This is a genomic window from Streptomyces sp. NPDC018031 (assembly GCF_044327625.1).
In the GTDB taxonomy this organism is placed as follows: domain Bacteria; phylum Actinomycetota; class Actinomycetes; order Streptomycetales; family Streptomycetaceae; genus Streptomyces.
In genome coordinates, this window is sequence record NZ_JBIRFT010000002.1 from 854,235 (window position 1) to 871,023 (window position 16,789).

At 76.5% G+C, this 16,789-nt stretch carries 13 protein-coding genes; 7 read left to right on the forward strand and 6 right to left on the reverse strand.

The features are described from left to right. Window positions 1-14 precede the first annotated feature (14 nt). Entirely contained in the window at window positions 15-1,529 is a 1,515-nt protein-coding gene (locus tag ACH4B3_RS10075) for a PLP-dependent aminotransferase family protein (protein WP_398462348.1), read from the forward strand. 31 nt (window positions 1,530-1,560) lie between these two features. On the opposite strand, the gene ACH4B3_RS10080 is transcribed toward ACH4B3_RS10075, so the two are convergent. Both ACH4B3_RS10080 and ACH4B3_RS10085 read right to left on the reverse strand, forming a co-directional pair. Continuing rightward, window positions 1,561-3,099, reverse strand: a complete 1,539-nt coding sequence (locus ACH4B3_RS10080) for a hypothetical protein (RefSeq protein ID WP_398462265.1) — start codon at window positions 3,097-3,099, stop codon at window positions 1,561-1,563. Window position 3,100: 1 nt separating this feature from the next. Beyond that, a complete protein-coding gene (locus tag ACH4B3_RS10085; protein WP_398462266.1) occupies window positions 3,101-3,295 on the reverse strand; it encodes a hypothetical protein in 195 nt (64 codons plus the stop codon). Window positions 3,296-3,476: 181 nt separating this feature from the next. On the opposite strand from ACH4B3_RS10085, the gene ACH4B3_RS10090 reads away from it, so the two are divergent. The 4 genes from ACH4B3_RS10090 (at window position 3,477) to ACH4B3_RS10105 (ending at window position 7,426) form a co-directional block, all read left to right on the forward strand. Then, window positions 3,477-3,890: an ankyrin repeat domain-containing protein gene (locus ACH4B3_RS10090; protein ID WP_398462267.1), complete on the forward strand. Its 414-nt coding sequence runs from the start codon at window positions 3,477-3,479 to the stop codon at window positions 3,888-3,890. Window positions 3,891-4,149: 259 nt separating this feature from the next. Then, entirely contained in the window at window positions 4,150-5,364 is a 1,215-nt protein-coding gene (locus ACH4B3_RS10095) for an ROK family transcriptional regulator (protein ID WP_398462268.1), read from the forward strand. Between the two features lie 72 nt (window positions 5,365-5,436). Next, a complete protein-coding gene (locus tag ACH4B3_RS10100) occupies window positions 5,437-6,747 on the forward strand; it encodes an amidase (protein ID WP_398462269.1) in 1,311 nt (436 codons plus the stop codon). A 220-nt stretch (window positions 6,748-6,967) separates the two neighbouring features. Further along, window positions 6,968-7,426, forward strand: coding sequence for a peroxiredoxin (locus tag ACH4B3_RS10105; RefSeq protein WP_398462270.1), 459 nt, complete (start codon window positions 6,968-6,970; stop codon window positions 7,424-7,426). Window positions 7,427-7,607: 181 nt separating this feature from the next. On the opposite strand, the gene ACH4B3_RS10110 is transcribed toward ACH4B3_RS10105, so the two are convergent. Together ACH4B3_RS10110 and ACH4B3_RS10115 are read right to left on the reverse strand one after the other, a co-directional pair. After that, window positions 7,608-10,553: a glycoside hydrolase family 2 TIM barrel-domain containing protein gene (locus ACH4B3_RS10110; RefSeq protein WP_398462271.1), complete on the reverse strand. Its 2,946-nt coding sequence runs from the start codon at window positions 10,551-10,553 to the stop codon at window positions 7,608-7,610. A 176-nt stretch (window positions 10,554-10,729) separates the two neighbouring features. Beyond that, window positions 10,730-11,875, reverse strand: coding sequence for an NAD(P)-binding domain-containing protein (locus tag ACH4B3_RS10115; protein WP_398462272.1), 1,146 nt, complete (start codon window positions 11,873-11,875; stop codon window positions 10,730-10,732). A gap of 223 nt (window positions 11,876-12,098) precedes the next feature. Between ACH4B3_RS10115 and ACH4B3_RS10120 the strand changes: the two genes are divergently transcribed. Beyond that, window positions 12,099-12,524, forward strand: coding sequence for a YjbQ family protein (locus tag ACH4B3_RS10120; RefSeq protein ID WP_398462273.1), 426 nt, complete (start codon window positions 12,099-12,101; stop codon window positions 12,522-12,524). Between the two features lie 190 nt (window positions 12,525-12,714). On the opposite strand, the gene ACH4B3_RS10125 is transcribed toward ACH4B3_RS10120, so the two are convergent. Both ACH4B3_RS10125 and ACH4B3_RS10130 read right to left on the reverse strand, forming a co-directional pair. Beyond that, complete coding sequence (locus tag ACH4B3_RS10125) at window positions 12,715-13,638, reverse strand: aminoglycoside phosphotransferase family protein (RefSeq protein ID WP_398462274.1); 924 nt, start codon at window positions 13,636-13,638, stop codon at window positions 12,715-12,717. Between the two features lie 303 nt (window positions 13,639-13,941). Then, complete coding sequence (locus ACH4B3_RS10130; protein ID WP_398462275.1) at window positions 13,942-14,436, reverse strand: Lrp/AsnC family transcriptional regulator; 495 nt, start codon at window positions 14,434-14,436, stop codon at window positions 13,942-13,944. 680 nt (window positions 14,437-15,116) lie between these two features. Between ACH4B3_RS10130 and ACH4B3_RS10135 the strand changes: the two genes are divergently transcribed. Then, window positions 15,117-16,700: an FUSC family protein gene (locus ACH4B3_RS10135; RefSeq protein WP_398462349.1), complete on the forward strand. Its 1,584-nt coding sequence runs from the start codon at window positions 15,117-15,119 to the stop codon at window positions 16,698-16,700. The last annotated feature ends 89 nt before the right edge of the window (window positions 16,701-16,789 follow it).

Below are 16,789 nucleotides of genomic sequence, written 5' to 3' on the forward strand. Positions count from 1 at the left end.
TGGACCGCAAACCGATGAGCCCGTGGACCTCGGCAGTGGGCGCCGTGCAACTCGCCCGCCTGCTCCAGTCGCAGCACACCCGGGAAGCGACCGCCCTGCCCGGCGGCCGCCGTCTCCCCGCCTACCGCGCACTCGCGGACGGCGTGCGGCTGCTGGTGCTGGAGGGCCGGGTCCCGGTCGCCGCCCGGCTGCCCGCCGAGCGGGAACTGGCCGCCGCCCTCCAGGTCAGCCGGACCACCGTCGCCGCCGCCTACGAAGCGCTGCGCGGCGAGGGCTTCCTGGAGTCCCGGCGCGGCGCCGGGAGCTGGACCGCGGTCCCGGCCGGCCGGCCGCTGCCCGCCCGCGGCCTCGATCCGCTGCCGCCGGAGGCCGCGACCTCCGTCATCGACCTCGGCTGCGCCGCGCTGCCCGCCCCGGAGCCCTGGCTCACCCGGGCGATGACCGGTGCCATCGAGGAACTGCCGCCCTACGCCCGCACCCACGGGGACTACCCGGCCGGGCTCCCCGTCCTCCGGCAGGCCCTCGCCGACCGGTACACCGCGCGCGGCATCCCCACCATGCCCGAGCAGATCATGGTCACCACCGGCGGGATGGGCGCCGTCGCCGCCACCTGCCGGCTCTTCGTGCGCCCCGGCGAGCGGGTCGCCGTGGAATCGCCCTCCTACGCCAACGTGCTGCAGCTGATGCGGGAGGCGGGGGTCCGGCTGGTGCCGGTGGCGATGGCCGCCGGCCTGGCCGGCTGGGACCTGCCCGCCTGGCGCCAGGTGATCCGGGACGCGGCGCCCCGGATGGCATACGTCATCGCCGACTTCCACAACCCCACCGGGGCCCTCGCCGGCGACGAGCAGCGGCGGGCGCTGGTGGACGCCGCCCGTTCCGCCGGCACGGTGCTGGTCGCCGACGAGACCATGGCCGAACTCGTGCTGGACGGCGCCGAGGACGGCCCCGCCATGCCGCGGCCGGTCAGCGCCTTCGACCCGGCCGGCGGCACCGTGGTCACCATCGGCTCGGCCAGCAAGTCCCTGTGGGCCGGGATGCGCATCGGCTGGGTGCGTGCCGCCCCCGACGTCATCCGCAGCCTGGTCGCCGCCCGCGCCTACGTGGACCTCGGCACCCCGGTCGTCGAGCAGCTGGCCGTCACCTGGCTGCTGAACACCGGTGGCTGGGACAGTGCCGTGGCGCTCCGCCGCGAGCAGGCGAGGGAGAACCGGGAGGCGGTGGTTTCGGCCGTCCGCAAGCACCTCCCGGACTGGGAGTTCACCGTGCCGCGCGGCGGGCTGACCCTGTGGACCCGCACCGGCGGACTCTCCGGCTCGCGGATCGCGGAAGTGGCGGAGCGGCTGGGGGTGCGGGTGCCCTCCGGGCCGCGGTTCGGGGTGGACGGCGCCTTCGAGGGGTACGTGCGGCTGCCGTTCACGGTCAGCGGCGCGGTCGCCGAGCAGGCCGCCTCCCGGCTCGCCGACGCCGCGCGGCTGGTCGCCACCGGTGCGGCCGTGGAAGCGGACCTGCCGCGCAGCTACGTGGCCTGAGCGGAGCGGGCGGGCACCGGGCACCGCCGGGCTACGGCGACGAGGCCGTCGCCGGCAGCGCCCCGTCGTCGTCCGGCCGCCGCCCGTCGGGCGCCTCCTCCACCGGCCCGGTGGGCTCCGGCAGCAGCTCCAGGACCGCCCGGCGGAGTGGTTCGGCCGCACCGGGGTCGAACGGGTCCGGGGTGGCCGGCACCTGGAGCCGGTGCACCGGGCCGCCGCCCAGCCGGACGTAGCCGCGGCCCGGCGGCACCTCGTCGACCGGTGTGGTGCGCGGCGGGGCGCCGAGCACCGCCCGCACCTGGTCGGGCCCGGCCACGCCCAGCAGTACCCGGGCCCGGGTGTGGGTGAGCACCGGCAGGGCCAGCGCCTCGGCGCTGTCGCACTGATCGGCCACCACCACCGTGACGTTGGCCGCCCGCCCCTGCCGCAGCGGCACCTCGAGCAGCCGCTGCGGATCGGTGCGCCGGTCGGCGGAGGCCAGCCGGCTCAGCTCGGTGGGCCGGTCCACGATGATCCACAGCGGCCGGTGGACGTCACCGGGCAGGGCGTGGCCCAACTGCCGGGCGCGGTTGGTGGCGATCAGCCGCCGCTCGGTCTCGTGCGCCGCCCACTCCAGGGTGGCGAGCGTCCCGGTCAGTCCGCTCTCCACCGCCAGCACGCCCGAACGGCCGGTCAGAAAGGCGTAGTCGGCGGTGCCCGCGCCGTCCATCACCAGCACGTCGCCGGTGTGCAGCGCCTGCAGCGCGATGGACCGCAGCAGCGTGGTGACCCCGCTGCTCGGCTGCCCGAGGACCAGCAGGTGCTGTTCGGTGGAGCGGGACCCGGTCCGCCACACCACGGCCGGCACGTCCCGGGGCCCGGTGCCGTCCGCGCCGGTCAGCGGCAGGGTGCGGGGCATTCCCGCCGGGTCGGTGAAGCCGAGCACGGTCTCGCCCGCCGAGGTCACGAAACGCTGGGCGGGGATGTCGCCGGGCAGCGGGGGCAGCACGCTCACCTCCAGCCGGTTGCCCTCCTCGTCCCAGGCGAAGAGGTACTCCCGGCCGCGACCGGACTTGCTGCGCAGCAACTGCTCCACGCGGGCGCGGGACTCCGGCTCCGCGTCGGTGAAGTACGCCGGGTAGCGCAGCCGCAGCCGGACCAGCCGGCCGCTGTCGTCGAAGGCGTGCTCGTCGAACGCCGCCTGCCACTCACCGCCGTGCCGGTACAGCGGATCGGTGTCCTGCGGGACCGAGAAGTACGGCACCAGAGCGTCGTACAGCGTCTGGAGGCGTTCGGCCCCGGCCGGGTCCGGGCCTGCGGCCAAGGCCGGCTCGCCGCGCCCGGCCCAGCCGGCCGCGGCCATCAGGCCCAGCAGCGCCAGCACCGGTCCGTAGGGGACGAGGCCGACCACCAGGACGGCGGTCATCCCCATCAGTACCAGGGGGCCGCGCCGGTCCTTCGGGGTCCGGTCCCAGGTCTGCCGGGTCCGGGCCGACAGCCGCCGTACCCCGCGGGAGACGGTGACCAGCGGGTGGAGGACGTCGACGGCTCCGTCGGCCAGGGCGCGGGGGAGGGGTGGTCGGCGGAACACGTCAGATCTTGATCCCGCCCAGCAGTCCGGCCAGGCTGGCGCCGCCGGCCTTGATGCTCGGGGCGATGGCGGTGCTGGCCAGATAGAAGCCGAACAGGGCGCTGATGACCATGTGGGAGGTTTTGAGACCGCCCTTGCGGAGGAACACGAAGACGATCACGCCGAGAAGGACGACTCCGGAGATGGACAGAATCATGACAGTTCTCCTGGCTTGGTCGGGATCGGTCACCACACGTGGTGCCCAGGTCACAGCATGTATCCATCAGTGCAAAGTCGCAAATGGAACATATATCGAGATTTAGCTCACTTCGTCCGTTGAATCGCTCCGCCGGGCCGCGCGAGGCCCGCGAGCGGCGCCGATCCGTAGGGTGGAAGCCATGAACGAACCGAACGCCGAGACCGAGCCCGCGCACGACCCCGAGGTCCTCCAACTGGCCGCCAAGGTCTTCGACCTGGCCCGGCACGGAGACACCGACACCCTCGCCGCGTACGTGGACGCGGGCGTCCCGGTGAACCTCACCAACGACAAGGGCGACTCGCTGATCATGCTCGCCGCCTACCACGGCCACCGCGAGGCCGTGTCGGCGCTTCTGGAGCGCGGGGCCGACCCCGACCGGGCCAACGACCGGGGGCAGACCCCGCTCGCCGGCGCGGTGTTCAAGGGCGAGGACGAGGTGGTCAGGCTGCTCCTCGAGCACGGCGCCGATCCGGCGGCCGGCACGCCCTCGGCGATCGAGGCCGCCGGGGTCTTCGGGCGCCAGGACCTGCTGGAGCTGTTCCGGGGCGAATGAGGGGGGCGGCCGGCCGCGTGAGCCGCCGGCCCCGCCCGGCCCCACCGGCACACGGGTTTTTCAAGAAGTGAACCGCCCCGGCCGTCGCCGCGGTGACCCCGGGGCGCGCCCGGAACCATATGCCCTGATCGGTGCGGAGCTGATGCCCTTTCGGCTGCCGCAGGCGGCCGGAGCGGGTCAACTTCTTCGAGGCAAACGGATCCAGACCTGTTGACACACTTCAAACCGGGCTCGAATCATGTGCCACCGGAGGTGGCACATGGTGGCAGCCCGGCAGCGGGCCATGGCGTGCGATCCGCGGTCCGGCGACCGCTCCTCACTCCTGTGGGCCCTGTACTTCGACGCCCCGCTGAGCAGGGCGGAACTCGCCCGCCGCACCGGCCTGGCGGCGGCCACGGTGAACGCGACCCTCACCGACCTGCTCCGCGAGGGAGCCGTCACCGAGGCCGGTGCCGGCGCCGGACATCCGGCCCTGCTGCGCGTCGCGCCCGGCCACCGGCACGTCATCGGGGTCGACGCCACCCGCGACCGGGTTCGCGTCGAACTCTTCGACCTGGCTCTCGCTTCGCGGGCGAAGGCCGACTACCCGCTGCGGTCCGGCCGCCATGACACCGGCCTGATCATCCGCCACACCCTCACCGGGCTGCGCACCGTCCTCGACACCGCCGGCGTCCCCCGGGCGGAAGTGCTCGGCGTCGCCGTGGCCACCGCCTGCCACCCCCCGGCCCGGGGCCCGGCCGCCCCCGTCCCGGCCGCGGCCGCCCGCGCCCGTCCGGCCGGCCAGGAGACCGCGCTGCTGCGGCGGTTACTGAGCGCCGGCTCCGGCCTGCCGGTCTTCATCGACGACAGCGGCCACGCCCTCGGCCAGGCCGAGATGTGGCGGGGCGCGGGCCGTGGAACCCGGCACGCGGTCTTCGCCCGGGTCGGGACGAGCGTCGACGCCTCCGTGCTCACCCGCGGCCGGCACCCCGCCCGCCCGGCCGCCGGCTGCCGCACCAGCCGCTGGGGCCACACCACGGCGCGGCCGGACGGCCGTCGCTGCCGGTGCGGCGCCCGCGGCTGCCTGGAGGCGTACCTGGGAGCCGACGCGGTCCTGGAGCGCTACCGCCAGGCCCGGCGGGGCCGCCCGGTGCGCGGCGAGGACGCCGAGGCCGCCTTCGCGGCACTGGTCGCCGCCGCGGACGGGTCCGCCGCCGCCCGGCGCGTGGTGGACGAGACCACCGAGTACCTCGGTACCGGGCTGGCCCTCCTGGTGGACCTCTTCAACCCGGAACGGATCATCCTCGGCGGCTGGGCCGGCGCGCTGCTCGGCGCCCACCGGCTGCCCGTCATCCGGGAGGCGGTGGCGGCCCGCTCGCTGCGCCGGTCCGCCGCGCCCGCCGGTGTCGAACTGTGCCGCCTGGGTCCGGACGCGGCCGCCCTGGGCGCCGCGACCCGGCCGGTCGAGCACTACCTCCGCGCGGGCGCCCGCTGACCCGCGGCCCGCGGCGGCCCGGCCGGCCGGTCCCGAGCCGGCGGGAGCGCCCGCCCCGTATGCTTGCCGGCCATGTCCTTTGACGGAGGATCACCGACGGCCGAGGCCGCGGTGGAGGAGGTCTGCGACCGGATCGACCGCACCGACCGGGACATCCGGGCCTTCCTGCCCGAACCCGGGCGGCGCGAGCGGCTCAGGGCGGAGGCCCGGTCGACCGCGTGGTGGGCGGCCGGCACCCGGGAGGGGGACCGCGACGGCTCGTCGGACCCCGACCCGGAACCCCCGCTGCGCGGAGTGGCGGTGGGGGTCAAGGACATCGTGCGGGTGGACGGACTCCCCACCCGCGCCGGATCCGCCCTTCCGGCCGGGCTGTTCGAGGGCCCGCAGGCCGAGGCCGTGAACCGGCTGCGGGCCGCGGGCGCGCTGGTCGCCGGCAAGACGGTGACCGCCGAGTTCGCCGGTACCGCGCCCGGACCCACCGACAACCCCCGCCGCCCCGGGCACACCCCCGGCGGTTCCAGCAGCGGATCCGCGGCCGCGGTGGCGGCGGGCATGGTGCCGCTGGCCATCGGTACCCAGACGGTCGGCTCGGTGATCCGTCCGGCCGCCTACTGCGGGGTGATCGGCTTCAAACCGACCTACGGCCGGGTGCCGATCGACGGAGTGATCCCGAACGTGCCCAGCTTCGACACCGTCGGCCTCTTCACGGCGGACCTCCCCCTGGCGGAACGTGCCGCCGCGGTGCTCTGCGACGACTGGCGGCCCCGCCCGGCGGAGAGCGGCCGCGGAGCGCGCCCGCGCCCGGCGGTACCCGACGGGCCCTTTCTGGAGCGGGCCGAACCACAGGCCAGGAGGGCCTTCGAAGCGCAGGTCGCACGGCTCGCGGCAGCCGGCTTCGAGGTCCGCCGAGTGCCGTGCATGGCGGACCTCGCGGAGCTGGAAGCCGCCCAGTTCGCCATCAACCGCTACGAGACCGCGCGGGTGCACGCCGACTGGTTCGCCCGCCACGCCGGGCTGTACCGCGGCCAGACGGCCACCGCGATCCGCCAGGGCATGGCCGTCACCCCGGACCGCTACACCCGGGCCCTGCGGGAACGCGCGGAGTTCCGGGAACGGCTGTGGGCCCTCATGGCCGACCGGGACATCGACCTGTGGATCGCCCCCTCCGCCACCGGGCCCGCGCCCCGGGGCCTGGACAGCACCGGCAGCGGCATCATGTGCATGCCGTGGAGCTACGCGGGAGCGCCCGCGCTCAGCCTGCCGGCCGGGCACTCGCCGGGCGGACTGCCGCTGGGGTTGCAGTGCGTGGCCCGGCCGGGGGCGGACGAACAACTGCTGGCCTGGGCCCCGGACATCGCGGCCGCCCTGGCCGCGCCGGACTGACCCGCGCCGCGCCGCTTCTGTGGTGCCGGCCCCGAGCCGGTCCGGTGTCGGCCGGTCCCGGCCGGCCCCGGGCCGTGTCCCGTCACGGCCCGGCCCGGTCCGGTCCGGTCCTGTCTGGTCCTGTCTTGTCCGGTCTGGGCCGGTCCGGCCCGTCCAACGGCTGGGCATCGGCCGGGCGGCGGGTCCCCACGACCGCGGACCGGTGAGTAAGTTGCTGCCCATGGACATCGGAGATGTGGTCGAGGACTTCGAACTGCCCGACGAGACCGGTACGCCGCGGACGCTGAGCGGCCTGCTCGCGGACGGCCCCGTGGTGTTGTTCTTCTATCCGGCGGCCATGACGCCCGGCTGCACCAAGGAGGCCTGCCACTTCCGCGACATCGCCGCGGAGTTCCGGTCGGTGGGCGCCCGGCCGGTCGGTATCAGCGGGGACCCGGTCGCCAAGCAGGCGCAGTTCGCGGAGACGTACACGCTGGGCTATCCGCTGCTCGCCGACCCGGAGGGCGTGGTGCGGGAGCGGTTCGGGGTCAAGCGGCAGCTCGCGGCCCTGCCGACCAAGCGGGTCACGTTCGTCATCGGCACCGACCGGCGGGTGCTGGAGATCGTCAAGAGCGAGATCCGGATGAGCGTGCACGCCGACAGGGCGCTCGCCGCGCTCCGCGCCGTACAGCCGAAGTAGCCCGCCCGGCGCCCCGCCGCCCGGGCCGGCCGCATGCCGCACCCGCCCGGGCCGGCCGCATGCCGCACCCGCCCGGGCCGGCCGCATGCCGCACCCGCCCGGGCCGGCCGCATGCCGCACCCGCCGGGGCCCCACCGCACCCGCCGGGGCCCCACCGCACCCGGCGGGGCCCCGCGGTGCCTCACCGCACGGCGGAGAAGATGAACGAGAAGGTCGCCGGCGCGGCCGTCAGCCGGTGCGGCGGCAGCACCCCCGGCCCGCAGGACTGGCTGCCGATGCCCTGCTGCCCGTGGTCCAGGTGGATCCAGACGGTGTCCGCCGACGGCACCAGGTCGAAACCGTGCCCGGCGGCGTCCAGTTGCTCGGTGGACCAGCGGCGGGCGGTGAACCAGAAGTGGGGGCGCCCGTCGATCCGGAGTCCGCCGCCGTCCGGGGCGGTCAGCCGGGCCCAGCGCACCTGCGCCCGGGCGCCGTTCTCCTGCGGCCGGACGTACGGCGTCTGCAGGGCGTCCACGGGCATCGCCCACCGGCCGAGCCGGGCCGCGGCACAGGTGTCCGGATACGCCTCGCCCGGCCCGCCGCCGTACCACTGGGCGTCGCCGTACCGGGCCGGTACCGTCAGCCGGACCCCGAGCCGGGGGAGCGGACAGCTCCAGTCGCCCTCGGGGGTGACCGAGACGTCCAGCCGCAGCCGGTCCCCGGTGGCGCTCCAGCGGTACTCCACCGCCATCCCGAGATCGGTGGCGGCCGGCGCGACGCGGGCGGTCACCACCAGCTCCCGGTCGGTCACCCGGACCGCGTCGGTCCGGTGCCGCAGCCGGTGCAGCCCCAGCTTCCGCCAGATCACCCCGTACCGTTCGTCCGGCTGCCAGGGCGCGCCGTTGTCGTTGTCGGTCGGAGCGCGCCAGAGGTCCAGCCGGGGCCCGTCGACGGCGATCCCGGCCAGCGACGTCGCGGTGCCCGACTCCGGGTCGAAGGTGCCGGGCCCCAGCACCAGCGACGCCCCGTCCCGGCGCGGGGCCACCGCCGGGGCGCCGGACGCGTACGGCCGGGACGGCCGGGCGGTGTGCGCCAGTTGCGCCCAGGCGACCGGATGCCCCGCCTCGGCCCAGGCGGTGTCCCGGGCCAGCTGCGCGGTGACGGTCCACAGCGCCTCCCCAGCCCGGGCCGTGGCCGGGGGCTCGGGCAGCTTCAGGTCGGCCGACTCGCCGGGGCCCAGCGGGGGCACGGCCAGTTCGCCGGCGGCCACCTCCGCCCCGTCCACCGCGTACTCCCAGCGGAAGGCCAGGTGGGACAGGTCGGTGAAGTCGTGGGTGTTGGTGATCCGGAGCGCGCCCGTGTCGCCGTCCCCGGTGATGCGCACCGGCTCGATCACCTTCTTGTACTCGACCAGCCCCGGCGAGGGGGTGCGGTCGGGGAAGAGCAGCCCGTCGCAGACGAAGTTGCCGTCGTGCAGCTCCTCCCCGAAGTCCCCGCCGTAGGCGAAGTACGGCCGCCCGTCCTCGGTGCGCCGGGCGAGCCCGTGGTCGATCCACTCCCAGACGAAACCGCCCTGACACCGCTCGTGGGTCTCGAACAGCCGCTGGTACTCGCTGAGGCCGCCCGGACCGTTGCCCATGGCGTGCCCGTACTCGCACAGCAGGAACGGCATCGCGCGGCGCCGGGCGTCCAGCGCCGGATCGCCCCACGGGTCCTCCGCCCGCCGCCCGATGCGGTCGACCTCGTCGTGCGGGGCGTACATCCGCGAGTACAGGTCGGTGTCGGCACACGACAGGTCGCCCTCGTAGTGCAGCGGGCGGGACGGGTCGCGGTCCCGGATCCAGTCCGCCATCGCGGTCAGCCCGCGGCCGGTGCCGCACTCGTTGCCCAGCGACCAGATGACGACCGACGGGTGGTTCTTGTCCCGCTCCACGGTCCGGGCGGCGCGGTCCAGCAGGGCCGGGGTCCAGCGGTCGTCGGCGACCGGGTTGCCGCGCCAGCCCACCGCGTGGAAGCCGTGGGTCTCCAGATCGCACTCGTCGACGACCCACAGGCCCAGTTCGTCGCAGAGGTCGAGGAAGACCGGATGCGGCGGGTAGTGGCTGGTCCGCACCGCGTTGATGTTGTGACGCTTCATCAGCAGCAGGTCGCGGCGCATGGTCGCGCGGTCCACGGCGCGGCCGTGCTCGGGGTGGAACTCGTGCCGGTTGACGCCGCGGAAGAGTACCCGGCGCCCGTTGACCCGCAGCGTGCCGTCCACGATCGCCACGGTCCGGAACCCGACGCGCAGCGGGACCCGCTCGCCCGCCGTGGCCAGTTCGGCCGCGTACAGCCGCGGGGTCTCCGCGGTCCACGGCTCCACGGGGACGGTCGCGCTCTCCCCGGTGGCCAGGTCCAGCCCCAGCTCCGGGACGGTGACCCGGCCGGGGGCGTCCGCGTCCACCCGCAGCGTGCCGGTGCCGCCGGTGTGGTCGTACGAGGCGTGCACGAAGAAGTCCCCGACCGCGCCCGGCGGCCGGTGCACCAGGGTGACCTCGCGGAAGATGCCCGGCAGCCACCACTGGTCCTGGTCCTCCAGGTAGCTGCCGGCCGACCACTGGTGCACCCGTACCGCCAGCACGTTGCCGCGCGGCCGCAGCAGCGTGCCCACCCGGAACTCGTGCGGCAGCCGGCTGCCCTGGAAGCTGCCCAGTTCCCGCCCGTTGAGCCACACCTTGGCGCAGGATTCGACGCCCTCGAACCGCAGCACCGCCTCGCCGTCCGCGGGCCAGTGGGCGGGGAGGTCGAAGAGCCGGCGGTGGTCCCCGGTGGGGTTCTCGGCCGGCACCCGCGGCGGGTCGACCGGGAAGGGGTAGGGGGTGTTGGTGTAGGCGGGGGCGCCGTGGCCGTGCAGCACCCAGTGCGCCGGGACGGGGAGTTCGTCCCAGCCGGTGGTGTCGTGGCCGGGCCGCGCGAAGGACTCGTCCGCGGTCGCGGTCGGCGAGAGCCGGAACGCCCAGCGGCCGCCCAGGTCGAGCCGGGCGGCGTCGGACGCCGCCACCCAGGCCCGCGGCGGCAGCACGCCGCTGCCGGGGGCCGGGTCCTCGTAGTAGGGGAGGGAGGTGCGCGCGGAGGTGGGGAGGGGACTGTCGGGGGAACTGGTGTTCATCGGTCTCCTCGGTCGGGGGTCGGCCGTCGTCGAACCGGTGCGGCGGTGCTCGGGGCCCGCCCAGGCCAGCGTTCCCCGCCGGGCGGGATGTCAACAGCGGCACGGGTCCCGATGGCGCAACCGGGGCGGCCTCCGGCCGGCCGGCGGCCTCCGCGAGGGCACCGGCGGCCGCCGGCTCACGCCGGCACGCCCGCCAGCAGCTCCTCGATCTCGCGCACCGCGGCGCGGCCGGCCCGGTTGGCTCCGATGGTGCTCGCCGAGGGGCCGTAGCCGACGAGGTGGATCCGCGGGTCGCGCACCGCGCGGGTGCCCTCGACCGCGATGCCGCCGCCGGGTTCGCGCAGCCGCAGCGGGGCGAGGTGGTCGATGGCGGCGCGGAAGCCGGTGGCCCACAGCACGACGTCGACGTCGGCGGCCCGGCCGCCGTCCCCGGTGGTCCGCACCGGCGGACGCGGCGCGCCGGTGATCGTGCCGGGCGCCCAGCGGGCCCCGGTCGGAGTGAGCCGGTCGAACAGCGGCAGCCGGTCCAGCACACCGGCGGCCCGGGCCCGTTCCATGGCCTCGGTCATCGGCAGGCCGGTGACCGACACGACACTCTGCGGCGGCAGCCCCCGGCGGACCCGGTCCGCCACCAGGGCGACCGCGGCCCGCCCCTGCTCCTCGCCGAACGGGCCCGGCCGGAAGGCCGGGGGGCGCCGGGTCACCCAGACCGTCCCCGCCGCGACCTCGGCGATCTCCAGCAGGTGCTGGACGGCCGAGGTGCCGCCGCCGACCACCATGACCCGCTGTCCGGCGAAGGCGCCGGGGCCCGGGTAGCGCGCGGTGTGCAACTGCCGGCCGCGGAAGTCCCGCTGGCCGGGGAAGCGCGGCCAGAACGGGCGGTCCCAGGTGCCGGTGGCGTTGATGAGCGCCCGCGCGCGGTAGGGGCCCTCCGACGTCTCCACCAGCAGCCGGCCGTCGTCGCCGTCCCGGACCGCCGTGACGTCCACCGGCCGGTGCACGCCCAGGCCGAAGGTGCGCTCATAGGTGTCGAAGTAGCCGCCGATCACCTCCGCGGAGGGGCGGTCGGGGTCGGCGCCGGTCAGCTCCAGGCCCGGCAGCGCGTGCATGCCGTGCACCTTGCCGTAGGTCAGGGTGGGCCAGCGGAACTGCCAGGCGCCGCCGGGGCGCGGCGAGTGGTCCAGTACCACGAAGTCCCGGTCCGGCTCGTGTCCCGCCCGGCGCAGGTGGAAGGCGGCCGAGAGCCCGGCCTGGCCGGCTCCGACGACCACCACCCGCACGTCCCGCACGTCCGTCGCGTCCCGCACCCCGAGCTTGTTCATGTTTCTACCAACTCTGCGGGCGGTGCGCTTCTTCCCGCGGCACGCCACCCGGCCCGTCCGCCGCCCGTCCTCGGCCCGTCCGCCGCCCGGGGCGGTGCCGCGACCGGGCCCGCGGCGGCCCGGAGACCCGGTGCGGCGGCTCGGCGGCCGGGCGCGGTGGCCGGACGCCCGGCGCGGTGGGCGCGGTGCGGGATCCGGGACCGCGAGGAGCAGGATGGGGGGCATGACCCGAAGCTTCCACACCCATGTCCTGGACATCACGACCGGCGCCGAGGAAACCGTCGCCGACATCACCGCGGACTGCGAGGCGTTCCTGCGGGAGCACGCCGGCGGCCGCGACGGGCTGCTCAACCTGTTCGTGCCGCACGCCACCGCCGGCCTGGCGGTGCTGGAGACCGGTGCCGGGAGCGACACCGACCTGCTGGCGGCGCTGCGCGACCTGCTGCCCGCGGACGACCGCTGGCGGCACCGGCACGGCAGCCCCGGGCACGGCCGGGACCATGTGCTGCCGGCCCTCGTGCCGCCGCACGCGACACTGCCGGTCGTCGGCGGCCGACTGGTGCTCGGCACCTGGCAGTCGGTCTGCCTGGTCGACACCAACCGGGACAACCCGCACCGCCAGGTCCGGCTGTCCTTCCTCGCCGGCTAGCCCCGCGCGGCGGCGGGCGGTCGGCGACGGGCGCGGCGCGCGCCGGGGCCGTCGGACGGGACCGTGGGGCGGTCGGCGCCCGGCCGGTGCCGCGCCGGCGGGCCGGCCGGGCGGTGCCGTGGTGCCGGCGGGCCGGCCGGGCGGTGCCGTGGTGCCGGCGGGCCGGCCGGGCCGTTCCGGGCGGTTTTGGTCAGGCCGTGCCGAACCAGGCCCCGGCGAGTGACCGCAGCGTGCCGTCGGCGGGGGCCGGCAGCTCCCGCAGGTACCAGGGGAGATTGCTGTACACGTGCAGCAGGGTGTACGCGAGCAGCTCGGCGGGGTCGAAGGCGCGGCCGTACACCTCGGTGAACCGGCGCAGCAGCGCGGCGTCCCCGCGGGTGACGAACAGGCCGACGGCGACGAAGTCGTAGCCGCGGTCGCCGATCATCGCGGGCTCGAAGTCGAAGAGTCCGGTGAGCCGCGGGCCGGACGCGTCGACGAGGAGGTGCTGGCTCATGAACTCGGTGTGCAGCAGCGAACGGTGCGGGGCGCGCGGCAGCGCCACGGTGCCGAGGAAGTCCGGGATCTGCTCCGTCCAGGAGTCCGGCAGTCCGTGGGCCCGCTGCCGGGCGACCGCGCCCGCGTGCTGCCGGTCCAGGAACGCGCCCCAGTCCCCGGGGCCGAGGACGTCCGCGAGCGGCTCCGGGTCCACGGCGTGCAGGGCGGCGAGCGCCTCGGCGGCCTGCGTGACCACCCGTTCGCGGTCCGCCCGGGCCAGGCCCTCCCAGGCGGTGGCCAGTCCCGTGCCCGGCAGCCGGGACATCAGCACGTACCGCCAGCCGTTCTCGTACGCTCCGAAGTCGCGCACCTCGGGGGTGGCGACCGGCAGCCGCCCCTGAAGGTAGGTCAGCACCCGCCCCTCGGCGACGCCGTCGTCGGCCGCCGCCTTGGGGAAGAGTTTGAGGACATGCTCGTCCCCCACCGCGTAGACCGGCTGGGAACCCTCCGTGAAGCGCGTCAGCGGGGCCCCGGCGAGCCCCAGCCGGGCGCACAGGTCCGCCGCTCCGGGGCGCATCACCGTCTCGTCGGGGACGATCTCGTCCCACTCCTCGTCCGTCTCCACCACAGGCAGCATGATCAAGACCGTAGGTCCCGGCGGGCCCGGGAGCAACGGGTTTCGGGTAGCGCGCCCGGGGCCGGCCGGGCGCCGGTGGTCACCCGGTCGTCGGCGGCCCGCGCGCCGGCCTCCCCGCGGGCGCCGCGGACGAGCGGGCCCGCGGCGGCGAACGACGGAACGTCCGCGGTCCCGGACAGGTGAGATGCCGCGACGCGGCGGATCCCGGCGCGCCGCGCCGCCTCCACCCCGAGGGGCGCCACCGCCCACGCCGCCGCGCGGCGCGCCGCAGTGCTCATCCGCCCGGGGTGCCCGGCGTCCGGTTCACGGACGGCGGGTCGCCTCCTCGGCCGCCCGGCCGACGGCCTCCACCAGCGGCAGCACCCGGTACGCCACCCGGCGCCGCAACGCCATCTCGGTGCGCGTGCGGACCACCCCCGGCAGCCGGATGAGCTGCTGCACCACGTCCTCCAGATGCGCGTTGTCGCGGGCCACCACGCGGGTGAGCAGGTCCCCCGAGCCGGTGATCGAGAACGCCTCGATGATCTCCGGCACCGCGGCCAGCGCGTCGCCGACGTCGTCCAGATGCCCCTGGGTGACCTCGATGTGGACGAACGCCAGCACCGGATGGCCGAGCGCGGCCGGGGACAGGTACGGGCCGCTGCCGGTGATCACGCCCTCCCGCTCCAGCCGGTCCAGCCGCGCCTGCAGGGTTCCCCGGGCGATGCCCAGTTGCCGCGCGTACTCCCGCACGCTGGTGCGCGGCTGCTCCAGCAGCATGCGCAGGATCCGCGCGTCGAGCGCGTCCACCACCGCCATGGGTCCCTCGGCCTCTCCTCGGTCACCGCGTCCGTTCCCCGCCGCGGCCGGGCTCCGACTGTACCCGGGCGGCCGGCCGGGACCGCGGGGCCGGCCGGTGGGCCGGTCGGGCGGGCGGTGGGCCGGCGGGGCGGGCGGCGCGGGCACCTCCACCGCCGGGCCGCGTCGCCGGCACCCACCGGCACCCACCGGCACCGGGCCCGGCCGTGGTGCCCGAGGGCGTCGCCGGGCCGGGCCCGTGCGGCGGGCGTGCCGGCCCGCCCGCCGCCCGCCTTCCACCGGCCGCCCGCCCTCGATCGGCGCGCACCCTCCGGCGCCTGAGCGCGCTCCGGCCCTCCTGTGCCCGTGCGTCCTCCTGCGGCCACACGCCCTCCGCCCGCCGTGCGTCCTCCACCGGCGCGCAACCCCCACCGGCCGCGTACTTCCCACAGGTCAGCACCCCCGCCGGCCGGTCCGCCACCGGCCGCGGACCATCGGCCGCCGGTCCGCCGAGCGGCCTCCCGGCTGGTCCGTTGGCCCGCGGTACGGCCGACCACCGACCCGCAGGCTGTACCAATGGCCCAGTCGCTCCGGCCTCGCTTGTGCCACTGGTGTCCAAGATGCTGTCATGTGATGGTCGATGGCGCTGCGGATTCCGCGGCGCCTTTTTCATGCCGTGTATGACGAAGGGGCGGGCAGCAGTGCTGAAGAGGATGTTCGTGGCTCCGGATCCCGGGCTGCTGCGGCTGCGCAGCGCCACCCGGTCCGTCCTCGGCATCGGCCTGGCGGTCGCCGTGTGCGGCCTCACCGGCCACCCGCTCCCGGCGCTGATCGCCGGCGGGCTCGCCGCGCTCCTCGCCCTCTTCACGGTCACCGACCCCACGGTCCGCGGCCAGGCCGTCACCACGGCGCTGCTGCCCGTGGCGGGCCTGCCGGTACTCGCCCTCGCCGCCGGGCTGCACGACCACCCGCTCGCCCGCGACACGGCGTTCCTCGCGGTGGCGGCGGCCGGGGTGTACGCGCGCCGCTGGGGCCCGCGCGGCCACGCCCTGGGCGTCTTCGCGTTCATGTCCTTCTTCGCGGCGCAGTTCCTGCACACGGTGCCCGGGCAGCTGCCCGAACTCTGCTCCGCCCTGCTGCTCGCCCTGGTCGCCTCCTCGGGGGTCCGGTTCGGCGCCTGGTGCTACGAACGGGGGTCCGTCCCGCCGGCCGCACCGGCCCCGCCGGGCGGACCGGGCCTGGCACGGACCACCACCCGCCAGGCCGTCCAGGTGGCCGTGGCCGGTGTGCTGGCCCTCGCGGTGGGCCAGCTGCTCTCCCAGGACCGCTGGTACTGGGCCGTCGGCGCGGTCTGGTGGATCTTCGTCAACACCGCGTCCCGGGGGGAGACCCTGGTCCGCGGGTTCCGCCGGATGCTCGGCACCGTCGCCGGCATCGGCGTGGGGCTCCTCGTCGCGGTGCCGCTGCACGGCGCCGCGGCCCCCACCGCCGTGCTGGTCGCGCTGTGCGTGTTCGGGATCTTCTACTCCGCCCCCGTCTCCTACACCTGGATGATGCTCGCGGTGACGGTGATGGCGGGGCTGCTCTACGGACTGCTGGGCGTCCTGGACCCGGGCCTGCTCGCGCTCCGGCTCGCCGAGACCGGGGTGGGGGCGGTCGCCGCCGCCCTGGCCGTCCTGATCGTGCTTCCGGTGACCACCCACGCCACCACCGACGCCTGGATCCAGCGGGCCCTGCGCTGCGTCCACGCCTGTGCCGCCGAGGCGTCCGACCGGCTGGCCGGCTCCCGGACCGCCGACCCCGCCCCGCGCGTCGCCGAACTGGAGGTGCTGCTGGGCCGGGTGCGGCTCTCGCTGGCCCCGCTGGTCCATCCGCTGAGCCCGTCGCGCACCCGTAAGGAAAAGGCCCGCCGGGTGCTCGCGCTGCTCGACGACTGCGCCCGCGAGGTGCGCGGGCTGGCGTCCGTCGCCGCGGACCCGGAGGCCTCCCACGACGAGCGGCTGGCCGCCGCCTGCCGGCGGGTGGAGGCCGCCGTCGAGGCGCTCACCACTCCGGGGAAGGCGCGGGACGCGGGCGCGGCGGCCACCGCCGCCGGGGCCCCGTCCGTCGTGAGGCCGTCCGGGGCGGCGGCCCGCGCGGTGGCGACCGGCGCACCGGCCGCCCCCGTGGCCCGGCGTCCGGTCGCCGAACCGGCCCTCGCCCATCTGCACGGGCTGGAGCGGTCCCTGACCGAACTCTCCGCGCCGCTGCGCAGCTCCCGGCGCTCCCCCCTGGTGGGTGCCTGACCAGCGGCCGCGGCCGCGCTGCGGCGGTCACGGCGTGCTGTCCGGCCCGGGGCGGGCCGGACACGGCGGAAGGGGCCCTCCGCGGTGCG

What these genes read in the sequence shown, in the direction of transcription:
- ACH4B3_RS10075 (WP_398462348.1), top strand. Translation starts at nt 15, where the DNA reads ATGAGCCCGTGGACCTCGGCAGTGGGCGCCGTGCAACTCGCCCGCCTG.
- ACH4B3_RS10085 (WP_398462266.1), bottom strand. Translation starts at nt 3,295, where the DNA reads ATGATTCTGTCCATCTCCGGAGTCGTCCTTCTCGGCGTGATCGTCTTC.
- ACH4B3_RS10090 (WP_398462267.1), top strand. Translation starts at nt 3,477, where the DNA reads ATGAACGAACCGAACGCCGAGACCGAGCCCGCGCACGACCCCGAGGTC.
- ACH4B3_RS10095 (WP_398462268.1), top strand. Translation starts at nt 4,150, where the DNA reads ATGGTGGCAGCCCGGCAGCGGGCCATGGCGTGCGATCCGCGGTCCGGC.
- ACH4B3_RS10100 (WP_398462269.1), top strand. Translation starts at nt 5,437, where the DNA reads ATGTCCTTTGACGGAGGATCACCGACGGCCGAGGCCGCGGTGGAGGAG.
- ACH4B3_RS10105 (WP_398462270.1), top strand. Translation starts at nt 6,968, where the DNA reads ATGGACATCGGAGATGTGGTCGAGGACTTCGAACTGCCCGACGAGACC.
- ACH4B3_RS10110 (WP_398462271.1), bottom strand. Translation starts at nt 10,553, where the DNA reads ATGAACACCAGTTCCCCCGACAGTCCCCTCCCCACCTCCGCGCGCACC.
- ACH4B3_RS10115 (WP_398462272.1), bottom strand. Translation starts at nt 11,875, where the DNA reads ATGAACAAGCTCGGGGTGCGGGACGCGACGGACGTGCGGGACGTGCGG.
- ACH4B3_RS10120 (WP_398462273.1), top strand. Translation starts at nt 12,099, where the DNA reads ATGACCCGAAGCTTCCACACCCATGTCCTGGACATCACGACCGGCGCC.
- ACH4B3_RS10125 (WP_398462274.1), bottom strand. Translation starts at nt 13,638, where the DNA reads ATGCTGCCTGTGGTGGAGACGGACGAGGAGTGGGACGAGATCGTCCCC.
- ACH4B3_RS10130 (WP_398462275.1), bottom strand. Translation starts at nt 14,436, where the DNA reads ATGGCGGTGGTGGACGCGCTCGACGCGCGGATCCTGCGCATGCTGCTG.